Annotated in this window: 10 protein-coding genes and 1 pseudogene; 4 read left to right on the top strand and 7 right to left on the bottom strand. The window is 73.4% G+C overall.

Annotated features, from left to right (window positions below; genetic code table 11):
- Nucleotides 1–361 (bottom strand): annotated as a pseudogene (locus B7L92_RS42750) (hypothetical protein); the annotation flags it as partial.
- A gap of 308 nt (nucleotides 362–669) precedes the next feature.
- On the opposite strand from B7L92_RS42750, the gene B7L92_RS27430 reads away from it, so the two are divergent.
- On the top strand, nucleotides 670–2,250 hold the full coding sequence (locus tag B7L92_RS27430) for an acyl-CoA mutase large subunit family protein (protein ID WP_081240048.1): 1,581 nt from the start codon (nucleotides 670–672) through the stop codon (nucleotides 2,248–2,250).
- Between the two features lie 75 nt (nucleotides 2,251–2,325).
- The gene (leuE, locus tag B7L92_RS27425; protein WP_081240047.1) at nucleotides 2,326–2,970 is read left to right on the top strand and encodes a leucine efflux protein LeuE; all 645 of its coding nucleotides are present in this window, start codon (nucleotides 2,326–2,328) and stop codon (nucleotides 2,968–2,970) included.
- Nucleotides 2,971–3,088: 118 nt separating this feature from the next.
- Here the strand turns inward: leuE and B7L92_RS27420 are convergent, their stop codons facing one another.
- From B7L92_RS27420 to B7L92_RS27395, 6 genes are all read right to left on the bottom strand, one after another.
- Entirely contained in the window at nucleotides 3,089–4,015 is a 927-nt protein-coding gene (locus B7L92_RS27420; RefSeq protein WP_081240046.1) for a class I SAM-dependent methyltransferase, read from the bottom strand.
- A 144-nt stretch (nucleotides 4,016–4,159) separates the two neighbouring features.
- Nucleotides 4,160–5,245, bottom strand: coding sequence for an acyltransferase (locus B7L92_RS27415; protein ID WP_081240045.1), 1,086 nt, complete (start codon nucleotides 5,243–5,245; stop codon nucleotides 4,160–4,162).
- Between the two features lie 132 nt (nucleotides 5,246–5,377).
- On the bottom strand, nucleotides 5,378–6,733 hold the full coding sequence (locus B7L92_RS27410; RefSeq protein WP_081240044.1) for a polysialyltransferase family glycosyltransferase: 1,356 nt from the start codon (nucleotides 6,731–6,733) through the stop codon (nucleotides 5,378–5,380).
- 3 nt (nucleotides 6,734–6,736) lie between these two features.
- On the bottom strand, nucleotides 6,737–7,702 hold the full coding sequence (locus B7L92_RS27405; protein ID WP_081240043.1) for a glycosyltransferase family 2 protein: 966 nt from the start codon (nucleotides 7,700–7,702) through the stop codon (nucleotides 6,737–6,739).
- Between the two features lie 325 nt (nucleotides 7,703–8,027).
- A complete protein-coding gene (locus B7L92_RS27400) occupies nucleotides 8,028–9,359 on the bottom strand; it encodes a polysialyltransferase family glycosyltransferase (RefSeq protein ID WP_081240042.1) in 1,332 nt (443 codons plus the stop codon).
- Nucleotides 9,359–10,345: a glycosyltransferase family 2 protein gene (locus B7L92_RS27395; protein ID WP_081240041.1), complete on the bottom strand. Its 987-nt coding sequence runs from the start codon at nucleotides 10,343–10,345 to the stop codon at nucleotides 9,359–9,361. Before B7L92_RS27395 ends, B7L92_RS27400 begins: the two co-directional genes overlap by 1 nt.
- Nucleotides 10,346–10,543: 198 nt before the next feature.
- On the opposite strand from B7L92_RS27395, the gene B7L92_RS27390 reads away from it, so the two are divergent.
- The gene (locus B7L92_RS27390; RefSeq protein ID WP_081240040.1) at nucleotides 10,544–11,887 is read left to right on the top strand and encodes a DUF6716 putative glycosyltransferase; all 1,344 of its coding nucleotides are present in this window, start codon (nucleotides 10,544–10,546) and stop codon (nucleotides 11,885–11,887) included.
- 125 nt (nucleotides 11,888–12,012) lie between these two features.
- On the top strand, nucleotides 12,013–12,465 hold a 453-nt coding region (locus B7L92_RS27385; RefSeq protein ID WP_143626384.1), incomplete at its 3' end, for an acylneuraminate cytidylyltransferase family protein.

Below are 12,465 nucleotides of genomic sequence, written 5' to 3'. Positions count from 1 at the left end.
GGAAGAGCCAGGCGGCCTGGCGCAGCCGCGCCTGGAGTTCGCGGACGTCGCGGCCGGAGTCGCCGGGGGACCACAGCACGCGCGGCGGTTGCCGCGCCGGGGCGGGGCCGGGCCGGTCGTCACCGGCACCGGGCGAACCCCTGCCGTCGCCGTCCGGGGCACGGGACGCCGACGGCGTCCCGCCCGGCAGTTCGATGCGCACCGGCGGCCCGCCGCTGCCGTCCCCGTCGGCGGGCTGCACCGTGCAGCCCGCCGCACAGCCCGCCAGGACGGTCAGTGCCGCCAGGGCGACGCGTGACCTCCTCCTGCCCGCCCCGCGCCCGCGGGCCTCCCCGTCCGCCCCGCGCCCGCAAGCCCTCATGCCCCTGCTCCGCACGCAAGCCCCCCTCGTCCCACCGGACGCCGCCCCCGGTCGCCCACCGGAATGTTCCCCGGACGTGACCGCGGCCGAACCACGGGGCATGGTGGTGAGTGACCGGAAGACGACCGTCGGCGCGGACGCTGTGAGCGGGGTCCCACCGCGGCTGTGAGGAAGGTCCCAGCGTGCGCCCCTCCACCGGGCCGTACGCGCACCGCTACCCTCCGTCGGAGGGTCGGTCTGTACTGGCGGGTAACCGGCGAACAACGGCGAGCAGGCCGAGCAGCACTGCTCAGCGGGAGGCATCACACATGGCGCGCGAGTCGGAGTCGGGACTGCCCATCGAACCGGTCTACGGGCCGGAGGCCCTCGACGGCTGGGACCCGGCGGAGAAGCTGGGCGCGCCCGGGTCGTACCCCTTCACCCGGGGCGTGTACCCGACGATGTACACCGGCCGCCCCTGGACGATGCGGCAGTACGCCGGTTTCGGCACCGCGACCGAGTCCAACGCCCGCTACCAGCAGCTCATCGCCAACGGCACGATGGGCCTGTCGGTCGCCTTCGACCTGCCCACCCAGATGGGCCACGACTCCGACGCCCCGATCGCCTCGGGCGAGGTCGGCAAGGTGGGCGTGGCCATCGACTCGATCGACGACATGCGGGTGCTGTTCGGCGGGATCCCGCTGGACAAGGTCTCCACGTCGATGACGATCAACGCCCCGGCCGCGCTGCTGCTCCTGCTCTACCAACTGGTCGCCGAGGAGCAGGGCGTGCGCGCCGACCAGCTCACCGGCACGATCCAGAACGACGTGCTGAAGGAGTACATCGCGCGCGGGACGTACATCTTCCCGCCCAAGCCCTCCCTCCGGCTGATCGCCGACATCTTCAAGTACTGCCGGGCCGAGATCCCCAAGTGGAACACGATCTCGATCTCCGGCTACCACATGGCCGAGGCCGGGGCCTCCCCGGCGCAGGAGATCGCGTTCACCCTCGCGGACGGCATCGAGTACGTGCGCACCGCGGTCGCGGCCGGCATGGACGTCGACGACTTCGCGCCCCGGCTGTCGTTCTTCTTCGTCGCCCGCACCACCATCCTGGAGGAGGTCGCCAAGTTCCGCGCCGCGCGCCGGATCTGGGCGCGGGTGATGAAGGAGGAGTTCGGGGCCAGGAACCCCAAGTCGCTGATGCTGCGCTTCCACACCCAGACCGCGGGCGTGCAGCTGACCGCGCAGCAGCCGGAGGTGAACCTGGTGCGCGTCGCCGTCCAGGGCCTGGCGGCGGTCCTCGGCGGCACCCAGTCGCTGCACACCAACTCCTTCGACGAGGCCATCGCCCTGCCGACCGACAAGAGCGCGCGGCTCGCCCTGCGCACCCAGCAGGTCCTCGCCCACGAGACGGACGTGACCGCGACCGTCGACCCCTTCGCCGGCTCCTACGTCATCGAGCGGATGACCGACGAGGTCGAGGCCGCGGCGCTGGAGCTGATGGAGAAGGTCGAGGAGCTCGGCGGCGCGGTCGACGCCATCGAGCGCGGCTTCCAGAAGAGCGAGATCGAGCGCTCCGCGTACCGCATCGCCCAGGAGACCGACTCCGGCGAGCGGGTCGTGGTCGGCGTCAACCGCTTCCAGCTCGACGAGGAGGAGCCCTACGAGCCCCTCCGGGTCGACCCCGCCATCGAGGCCCAGCAGGCCGAACGCCTCGCCAAGCTGCGCGCGGAGCGCGACCGGCAGGCGGTGGACACCGCGCTGGCGGCCCTGAAGAAGGCCGCCGAGGGCGAGGACAACGTCCTGTACCCGATGAAGGACGCCCTCAAGGCGCGGGCGACGGTGGGGGAGGTCTGCAACGCGCTGCGGGAGGTGTGGGGGACCCACGTGCCGAGCGACGCGTTCTGAGCACCTCCGCGGGCGCCCCTCCCGGCAGCCGGACCACCGGAGCGGAGTGCCGCGCCCCCGTGCGACACTCCCGTCATGCTCGGCGTCACTGATCTGCCCACCTACCTGGCGGGCCTCATCCTCATCGTGCTGCTCCCCGGCCCCAACTCCCTGTACGTCCTGTCCGTCGCCGCCCGGCGCGGCGTGCGGGCCGGGTACACGGCCGCGGTCGGCGTCTGGTGCGGGGACGCCGTGCTGATGACGCTGTCGGCCGCCGGAGCCGCCTCGCTGCTCCAGGCGAACGCCTTCCTGTTCGGGATCGTGAAGTTCCTGGGCGCCGGATACCTGACGTGGCTCGCCGTCGGCATGCTCCGGGCCGCCTGGAGGATGTGGCGGACGCGCGGGGACGACGACGCGACCGGCGCCCCCGCCGCCGCCACGGAACGCCCCTTCCGGCAGGCGCTGGTCATCAGCCTCTTCAACCCGAAGGCGATCCTGTTCTGCGTCGCCTTCTTCGTGCAGTTCGTCGACCCGGGCTACGCCCACCCCGCGCTGTCCTTCGTGTTCCTCGGCGCCATGCTCCAGCTCGCCAGCGCCCTCTACCTCAGCGCGCTGATCTTCGGCGGCACCCGGCTCGCCGCCGCGTTCCGCCGTCGCCGGCGGCTGTCGGCGGGGGCCACCTCGGCGGCGGGGGCGCTGTTCCTGGGGTTCGCGGTGAAGCTGTCGCTGGCGAGCGCGTAGCGCCCTTCGGGGCCGCGCGGCCGGCGGCTGTCTCCGCCGCGCGTGTGCCTCTGTGCGCGCGTGTGCCTCCGCGCCGCGCGTGTGCCTCCGCGCTGCCGGGGGGGCGGCGCGTCCGACGTCAGGAGGCCCGCAGGAACGCCGAGAGCGCCGCCTTGCCGAGGTAGGAGAAGCGGGTGTCGCCCGTGAGGTGCTTGTCCAGGGCCTCCTCGATGCCCGGCCACTTGGGGTCGCCGAAGTCGTCGAGGACGACGATCGCGCCCGGGGCGGCGATCTCCTCCGCCCACCGGAGGTCCTTGGCGACCCCCTCGGCCGAGTGGTCGCCGTCGACGACGATCACGCCGTAGCGGCGGTCCGAGACGGCCGCGCGGGTGCCGGGGTCCTCGGAGAAGCCCCGCTGGATCCGGGCGGCCGTGCCCGCCGGACCGGCCAGGGCGAGGTTGGTGCGGACGGCGCGCTCGTCGACCGGGGTGCCGGAGGGGTCGGCGCGCCGCGGGTTGCCGGGCTGGAGCTGCACGCCGGCGAACGGGTCGACGATCGTCACGCTCGGGTCGCGGCCGTCGCGCTCCATCATCCGGATCAGCCCGGCGGAGAACATGCCGTAGAGCGTGCCGATCTCCAGGATCTCGTCGTTCGGCGGGTCGAGCAGGGGGATCGTGCCGAGCTTGCCGCAGATGTTCATGGTGCCGCCGGCGATCCGGCCGACCCCGAGCGACTCCAGCGCGACCAGCAGCCGGTACGCGGCGGCGACGTTGCGGACGGCGGCGTCCCGGTCCCCGGCCAGCTCCGCCACCTCGGAGTGCAGGCGGTTCAGCGGGCCGGGGCTCACGCTCCGGGAAAGACCGCGACCGGAGGAGCCGAGCAGCAGGTCGAGGGTGAGCTGCTGGTGCTTCAGCACCTCGACGGCGTCCCCGAGACGCTCCCTGCCCGCCGCGTCCGCGGCGGCCGCCGAGCGGATGCGCCGCTCGATGCGCTGGTCGATGAGGTCGGCGACCGGACGCAGCAGACGCCGGGCCGCCGAACTGGTGAGCAGGGAGCGGCTGTTCATGAACCGGAGACCTCGATCCGTCGGAAACTCGGTGGGAGTGGTGCGGCTCGCGGGATGAAGCCAGGCTAGGCGGGCGCCGGCGGCGGGGAGGGAGGTCGGGGCGAGCGGAGTGCGAACAGGTGGCGAACTCCGCGTGACGCCGGGTCAGCCGAGCAGACGCCGCAGGTTCAGCCTGCCCCACAGCAGGCTGCAGGCGAACGACAGGGCCATGACCGTGATCAGCAGACCGACCAGGAGCAGCCCCGCCACCGGTCCGCTCAGGTCCGGCGACACCAGCGGGGCGACGATCTCCTCGACGAACAGCACGTGCACCAGGTACGCGCCGAGCGCGGCACCGGCCAGCTTCCGCAGGCGCGGCCGCCACGCCCCGGGGACCCGGACCCTGCTGACCAGGAGCAGCACGCAGATGCTCATGGCGGCGACGAACAGGTGCGCGTTGGGCATCACGTAGTGGATCTGCGTGTTGTACCAGAGGGCGCCGGCCATGGTGAGCGGCAGCAGCACGAACAGCGGCCACCGCCACCGCACGGCCCCGGCCGGGAGGGCGAACAGCAGCGCGCCGCCGACCGCGTACACCAGCGAATAGGTGCCGAAGCCCCAGGCCACGGGCGGCATGTCGCGGCCCGTGACCTCGGCGGCCGTGGTCAGCGCGCTCGGCAGGACCGCGACGCCGAGCAGCGCGGCGCCCAGTCCCCAGGGCCGCTTCCCGGCCCTGAGCAGCACCGCGAAGGCGAGCAGCGCGATGATCGGGATGTAGGTGTACAGGAACCACAGGTGGTAGGCGGGCTGCACGGAGCCGAACAGGGAGTGGGCCGCCAGTTCGGTCACGGGCCGCTCGTTGCGGTCCCGCAGCCAGGCCCAGACCAGGTAGATCGCCGTCCACACGAAGAGCGGAACGACGTTGCGGACGATCCTCTGCCACATCCGGGAGCTGTCCCGCGGCGGCGCGCCGACCAGCACGGCCCAGCCGGCCATGGCGAAGTACAGGGGAACGGCGTACGGGTTGACCGCCTCGGCCACGTGTCCCGCCCAGTACGTCCCGGAGCCGCCCGCCGGGTCGTTCCCGGTGGAGTGGATGAACTGGGCACCCACGTGCCCCAGCATGATGGTGGCGGAACAGATCAACCGCATCAGGTCGATGTCGGGGCGGTGCTCCCGCGGTGCGGCGGTCTGCTCGGAAGGAGAGCTGCTCTGCTGCTGCGGCAGGCGTACGGCGATGTCGTTCGGCACCGCGCAACTCTCGGGCCGTCCGGTGTACGGGAGTTGAAGAGCGGATGGCCCGGCCGTGGCGGGTGGGACTCGGTTGGCCGCCCGTGGCGGGTGGGGCGCCGCCGCCGTCCGCTCCGGCCCCTCCCGCCCGTGTCACCCCTTCCGGGCGCCGCGCCGTACCGCCCTGCGCACCACGCGCTTCGCACGGCTCGCCCGGAGCTTCGCGCGCGACCGCGGGCGGCTGCCGGGCAGGCCGAGCTCGGCCAGCCGCAGTTCGGGGAAGTAGTGGCCGGGGCTGTCGGCCAGGTGCTCGCGCAGCCAGTTCTCCGTCGGCTCCCGCAGCTCCGGGTACGTCTTGGGCTGCATGCAGAAACCGATCGCCCGGACCAGCGGGGACAGCGTCCCGGGGGCCGGGCCGACGAGGGCCGGGGCCTGCCCGCGCTCCAGGTCGGGCACCAGGTGGTCGACCACGGCCAGCGGCACGCGGTTGCTGTTCGGGTAGGGCGTGAGACGCCGCATCACCAGCGCGGTCCCGACCCGGGCGACGGGCACGTCGTAGTAGGCGGAGGCGGTCACCATCGCCGTCGAGAAGCAGCCGACCACGAGTGCGGGGCGGCAGTGGTGGTACAGCGTCTCGGCCAGCAGCGGCGCGTCCAGCACGGTGAGGCGGACGCCCGCCTCCGCCGCCGCCTTGCCCAGCGCCGCCGAGTAGCCGGCGGGGGCCGTCGGGTGGGGCTTGAAGACCACGGACCGGTGCCCGGCGCGCACGGCCCCGGTGAGCATGCGGACGTGGAGTTCCTCCTCCTCCTGCGCGCTCAGGATGTTGATCGCCGCCAGGTACTGGCCGAGCAGCACGGCCGTCGGCGCCTCCCCCAGGACGGGCGCGAGCCGCGGGTCGTCCGCCGCGTCCCGGGAGATCTCGTCGAGCACGCCGCGGAACGCCCCGTCCGGGACGATCTCGGGCCCGACGCCGTACTCGGACAGCAGCAGCGGCTTCAGACCGGGGATCAGGTCCAGGTGGAGCAGCCGCCGGATGCGGCGCGCGACGGTCAGCGGCAGCTTCTCCCGGGTCGGGCCGTAGCTCATCAGGCCGTCGGCGTACACGTGGACGACGGCCTCGGAGAAGATCGCCGCCAGCGCACGGGCCGGGTTGACCTGGATCGACTCGACGGCGAGCTCGACCGGGTCCCGCTCGTCGATGCCCCACAGGAGACGGAACGCCCGCTGCCACAGCGTCGTGTCGTTCCCGCGCGGGCCCCAGGTGCTGGGGTGGTACGGGCTGATCGCCTCGTTCCAGCTGACCACCGAGTCGAACCGGCCGGATATCGGCTCGTAGCCGTGCATCTCGTCCAGGCGCAGGGCGGTCTCCGGCACGGCGGCGTTGTTGGAGACCAGCAGGATGCGCCGGGCCGCGTCGCGCGGTCCGAACAGGCCCGCGTCCAGCGCCGCGGCGAGGGTGGCCGCTCCGTAGAGGGTCGAGACCTGGAAGATCTGGGTCGTGTGGGGCATGGATCAGGCAGCCTTCCGCCCGTTGCGCAGGCGGCCGAGCAACCTGCTCCGAGTGCTGTCGATGGTCCTGAGGGTCTCCTCGAGCGCGTGCTCGGGCATGCGCTGGAGCGCGGCCCTCGCCTCACGCCGCAGCCGCTGGGCCGCCGAGGTCTCGTACTCGTTCACCTTGCCGAGGTGGAAGGCGATCATGGCGCAGTAGGTGCGCACGGCCTTGAGGAGGAAACGGTCGCTCTCCGGGTCCTGCTGCACGTCCCGCAGCAGCGCGTCGTACGCCGGGATGAAGTCCAGCTGGCGGGAGTCCTTGACCTGGGTGAGCGAGGTCGCCACGCCCCGCCGGTAGAACACCCCGTGCAACCCGAGGGACGCGTACGTCCTGGCCCTCAGGTGCAGGCGCCAGATCCACAACCGGTCCTCGGCCGTGCGGAGCTCCGTCGCGAAGCGCATGCCGCCGTCGTCGAAGAGGTGCCGGCGGTAGATCCCCGCCCAGACGAAGGGGTAGTCGACCATCGTCTCCGTGTCGACCGGGGTGATCCCGTCGCGCGGATCCATCACGGCGTTGCGCACCGGAGCCGGGGGGCGCCGGACCACCCGCTCGGTGCCGGTGACCTGGACGTGGTCGGTGCGGGCGAAGTCGCAGCCCAGCTCCTCCATGGCGGACACCAGTTCGGCGAGGTGGCCCGGTCCGTACCAGTCGTCGCCGTCGAGGAACGTGATGAACTCGCCGCCGGCCGCGTCGATACCGCTGTTGCGCGCCTGGGCGATGCCCATGTTCCTCTCGTGCCGGATCACCTCGGCGCCCGGGAGCTTCTCCGCCCAGCGGTCGATCACCCAGGGGGTGGAGTCCGTGGAACAGTCGTCGACGAGCAGGAACTCGACGTCGGGGCCCGCGTTGTTGGCGAGGCTGCGCAGCGCGCTCTCGGCGAACGCTCCCACGTTGTGCATGGGGACGACGACGGACAGTTTCGGCACGTGGGCCTCTCACACTCGAGAACGGGGGTCGGAACAGGCTGGCGAGGTTCCCGGACGGGGCGGTGTCGACCGGAGCGCGGGGAAGTGAACTCCCTTCGAAGGGGCGGTGAATTCCGGTGGCCCACGCCGGGCGGAAGGTGTCCCGGAGCGCGTCGGGGTCCGACCGGGTGGTCTCCCGCAGGAGTTTCTGTGCGCCGCGCACGTCCGCCACGGCGGCCGCGTGGTCGTCGAGGACGGCGGCGGCCCGCTCCGCGAGCCGGGCGCCCGGCTCCCGGTGGTGCACGGGCAGCCCCCACTCCGGGCGGAGGCGGCGGCGCGGAGGCCCTCAGCCCCGTACGGCCCTCTTCAGCGCCCGTGCCCGCCGCACCACCCGGCGCGCGGCGGGGTTGCGGGACAGGAACGCGAGCCGCGCCGGGACGCCGCCGGGCAGTCCCAGCGAGGTGAGCCGCCTGCGCCCGAAGTAGCGCCGGGTGCGCGGGCCGAGGTGCCGGGAGAGATAACGCTCCGCGGCCGGGCGCAGGGACGGGTGGATCTGCGGCTGCAGGGTGAAGCCGAGCGCGGTGACCAGGTCGCCCAGCTCGTCGGCGGGAACGGCGTCCTCGCCCTTCTCCCGCTCCAGGTCCGGCAGCACCGCGTCGGCCAGGACGACCGGCACCCGGTCGCCGCTCCGGTACGGCGCCAGCCGCGCCAGGATCCGCTCGGTGCCGACGCGTGCGGTCGGCAGGCCGTACACCGCGGACGCGGTGAACAGCGCGGTCGAGGAGCAGCCGACGACCAGCGCGGGCCGGGTCCCCTCGAAGAACACCTCGGCGGGGACGGGCGTGTCCAGGACGGTGAGGTCCACGCCGAGCCTGCCGGCCTCGGTCTCCAGGACACGGCCGTGGTGGGCCGGCGCGGTCGGGTGCGGCTTGAAGGCGATCGTGCGGTGGCCGCGCCGGACCGCCCCGCGCACCATCCGCACGTGCAGGTCGTCCTCCTCCTCGGGGGAGAGGACGCCGAGCGCGGACAGGTGCTGGCCGAGCAGCAGCGCCGCGCCGTCCGGCAGCGCGGGCGACGCCTCGGCGGCCCCGGACACCTCGCTCACCGCCTTCAGGAAGGCGCGCGTCGGCACCGTGCGCGCCGGCACGCCGAACTCGGTCAGCAGCATCGGCGTGAGGCCCGGCACCAGATCCAGGTGCAGCAGTTGCCGCACGCGCGTGCCCACCAGCAGGTCGATCTTGTCGGGTGTGGGGCCGTAGCTCACGGGGCCGCCGGCGTACACGTGGATCGGGGCCCCGGTGAACAGCCGGGCCACCGTGAGGGCCGGGGGGACCTGGAGGGACCCCAGGACCAGCTCCACGCGGTCGTCGCCGAGCCCCCACAGCAGCCGCAGATGGCGCTCCAGGAGCGGGACGTCCTCGGAGCGCGGCGTCCAGGCCCCGGGGTGGAAGGGGCGGATGGCCTCGTTCCAGGACAGCACGTCGTCGAAGTGCTCGCGCAGCGGCGCGAAACCCGGCATCTCGTCCAGGGAGGGCGTGGTCTCCGGGATCGCGGAGTCGTCGAGGACCAGCAGCGTCCGCCGCTCCGCCTCCGCGAAGCAGCCGGACTCGATCGCGGCCGCCAGCGTGACGGCGTCGTGCGGCGTCGAGGCGCAGAAGATCTGGGTGGTACGGGACATCAGCCGACCGCCTTCGCCGTGGTGATCCGGCGCCGCAGCCGCCGCAGTGCGGAGGAACGTCGCATGTCCATGCTCTCCAGTACGTCGTCGAGCGCGTCCTGCGGCAGGCGCCTGAGCGCCGCCGCGCTCATCGCCCGCAGCCGCTTGGCCACGGCCGGTTCGAACTTGTCCTCGTCGAAGAGGTGGTGGGCGATGATCGCGCAGTACGTCCGCACCGCCTTGGGCAGCAGCCGGTCGGCGTCGCGGTCCGCCGCCGTCTCCTCGATCACCTGGTCGAAGGCGCGGATGAAGTCGAGTTGGCGGACGTCCCCGATCTGGGTGAGGGAGGAGGCGACCCCGCGCCGGTAGAACACCCCCAGCAGACCGACCACGGCGAACGACTCCGCCTCGCGGTGCAGCTTCCAGATCCACGGCCTGTCCTCGGCCGTGCGCAGCCCGTCGGTGAAGTGCAGCAACCCCCGCTCCAGCAGCCGGCGGTGGTAGGCACCGGCCCAGGCGTACGCGTAGTCCACCGAGGTCGTCCGGTCGGCGGGCAGGATCGCGTCCCGCGGGTTCAGCACCTCGTCGCGCGTCCCGACCGGCACCCGGTGCACGGACCGGGCGCGGGCGGTGACCCGCACATGGTCGGTGCGGACGAAGTCGCAGCCCAACCGCTCGATGGCCGCGACCAGTTCGGACAGATAGCCGGGAGCGAACCAGTCGTCGCCGTCCAGGAAGGTCACGTAGTCGCCCCGGGCCGCGTCCAGTCCGGTGTTGCGCGCGGTGGCGAGCCCGCCGTTCCTGTCGTGGCGGATGTGGCGCACCCGGGCGACGTCCGAGAGGGACTCGGCCGCACGCTCGAGAATCGCCGGGGTTCCGTCCTCGGAATGGTCGTCGACCAGAACGAACTCGAAGTCCGGCCGGGCGTTCGTGCGAAGACTTGTGAGGGCGTCCTGGGCGTATTGCTGAACGTTGTAGAACGGGACAATCACGGAAAGCTTTGGCACCCGAAAAACCCTAGGAGGCCGCCCGGATCGGTGACTTTCCGGTGGCCGTACGGCGGGTGAACTCGATGTGTCGGTACGGTGCACCCCGCGTATTTCCCCGTTCTCCGCAGGTCGGTTCGGCTCTCGGTGGGGTGTTGTTAACTTTTCGTTGATTCACGGTTGGGCCATACCTAGAATTCGCTTCCTAGCGTCTTCGGCGTGCCAGCAAGTGCAACGAAGCCCCTCAGGGTGGCGGTCCTCGCGGATTCCGACACCCGGTGGAAATGGGGCGCCCTCACCGCGAACCGCGTCGCGCCGACGGGACCCGGAAATCCGGGGGACCCGGCCGACGCCGGCATCCGCCTGGACGGATACCTGCTGCGGGGCCGCGCCACCCCCACCGCCCGCCAGCTCGGCGAGGTCGGCGTCCGCGCGGACTCGCTGCGCGAGGTGACCGCCGCCGAGTTCCTGCGCGCGATGCGCGAGGAACCGTACGACGTCCTCGTGCTCGCCCTGGTCGGCGGCGGTGTGCAGGCGATGCTGCACGGACTCCGGCGGGTGTGGGAGGACCGGCCGCGGCGGCCCGTCGTCGTCACCGGGTACGTCGGCGTCGTCTACGAGAAGCTCGCCGACGGCCTGCTGCTGCGCCACGGCGCCGACCTCGTGCTGGCCAACTCCCGCCAGGACGCGGACCGGTTCCGCGCCGTGTACGAGGGCGTGGGCGCCGACGCCTCCTCGGTGACCGAGGTCGCGCTGCCCTTCCTCGGCGGGGCCCCCTACGCCGGCGCACACGAGCCCCGCACGGTCGTCTTCGCCGCCCAGCCCTCCGTCCCGGAGAGCCGCCGGGACCGCGCGTACCTGCTGGACCGGCTGGTGCGGCACGCCCGCCGGCACCCCGGGCGCGAGGTGCTGCTGAAGCTGCGCTCCAAGCCCGGCGAACACACCACGCACCTCGAGGAACTGCCCTACCAGAAGCTCGCCCAGCGGCTGGACCTGCCGTCCAACCTCCGCCTGGTCTACGGACACATGGGCGAGGTCCTCGACCGGACCGACCTGCTGGTCACCGTCAGCTCCACCGCCGCCCTGGAGTCGCTGCACCGCCGCATCCCGACCGCGGTCCTCACCGACCTCGGGGTGCGCGAGGCGCTCGGCAACCACCACTTCATCGGCTCCGGCTGCCTCGCCTCCTGGGACCAGCTCGACGCCGGACACCGCCCGGAGCCCGACGCGGAGTGGGTCTCCCGGCAGGGCGTCGCCGCCGAGGGGGACTCCTACGCCACGGCCTTCGACGCCGCCCGCGCACGCATCGCCGAGCTGCTCGGCCGCCCCGGCGGACTGCCGCCGCTGACCCCCTACTACACGCCCGTCACCGCGCCCGGCTACCTGCCCGGCGTCCTCGCCCGCCACCACCTCGGCCCGGACGGCACCCCGCTGCCCGGCGCGCCCACCGCCGACCGGGAGCCCGGACCGGTCCGGCAGATCGTGCGCCGGGCGGCGCGCGGCGCCTACCGGCACGGCGTGCAGCGCGTGGCCCCGGTGATCCGCCGGATGGGCGAGCTGTGACCGCCCCGTTCTCCGCCCCGACATCCGCCCGAGGAGCTGATCCCATGTCCCACCCGCCGACGGGCCAGGACGCCGGTGGGGACACCCCCCGCCCGAGCGCGGCCGAGAGCCCGGAGGAGCGCCGGGTGCTCGCGGTGATCCCCGCGCGCGGCGGCTCCAAGGGCGTGCCCGCGAAGAACCTCGCCCCCGTCGGCGGCGTGCCCCTGGTGGCGCGGGCCGTGCGCGCGTGCCGCGCCGCCCGGTACGTCACCGACGTGGTGGTCTCCACCGACGACCGGGCCATCGCCGCCGTCGCCCGGCAGGCCGGCGCCGAGGTCGTGCTGCGGCCCGCCGCCATCGCCGGCGACACCGCCACCTCCGAGGCCGCCGTCCTGCACGCCCTGGAGGCCCACGAGGCCCTGCACGGCGCCCCGGTGGACGTCGTCCTGCTCGTGCAGTGCACCAGTCCCTTCCTGCTGGGCGAGGACGTCGACGGCGTGGCCGGCGCGGTCGTCGACCGGGGCGCGGACACCGCGGTCACCGTCGCCCCCTTCCACGGCTTCCTCTGGCGGGACGCCTCCGCGGAGGCGTCCCGCCAG

The organism is Streptomyces viridosporus (assembly GCF_002078235.1).
Taxonomy (GTDB): Bacteria; Actinomycetota; Actinomycetes; order Streptomycetales; family Streptomycetaceae; genus Streptomyces; species Streptomyces viridosporus.
This window is presented reverse-complemented; position numbering and strand designations above follow the sequence as displayed.

Coding starts and splice junctions, on each gene's coding strand:
- B7L92_RS27430 (WP_081240048.1), top strand. CDS start 670: ATGGCGCGCGAGTCGGAGTCGGGACTGCCCATCGAACCGGTCTACGGG.
- leuE (WP_081240047.1), top strand. CDS start 2,326: ATGCTCGGCGTCACTGATCTGCCCACCTACCTGGCGGGCCTCATCCTC.
- B7L92_RS27420 (WP_081240046.1), bottom strand. CDS start 4,015: ATGAACAGCCGCTCCCTGCTCACCAGTTCGGCGGCCCGGCGTCTGCTG.
- B7L92_RS27410 (WP_081240044.1), bottom strand. CDS start 6,733: ATGCCCCACACGACCCAGATCTTCCAGGTCTCGACCCTCTACGGAGCG.
- B7L92_RS27400 (WP_081240042.1), bottom strand. CDS start 9,359: ATGTCCCGTACCACCCAGATCTTCTGCGCCTCGACGCCGCACGACGCC.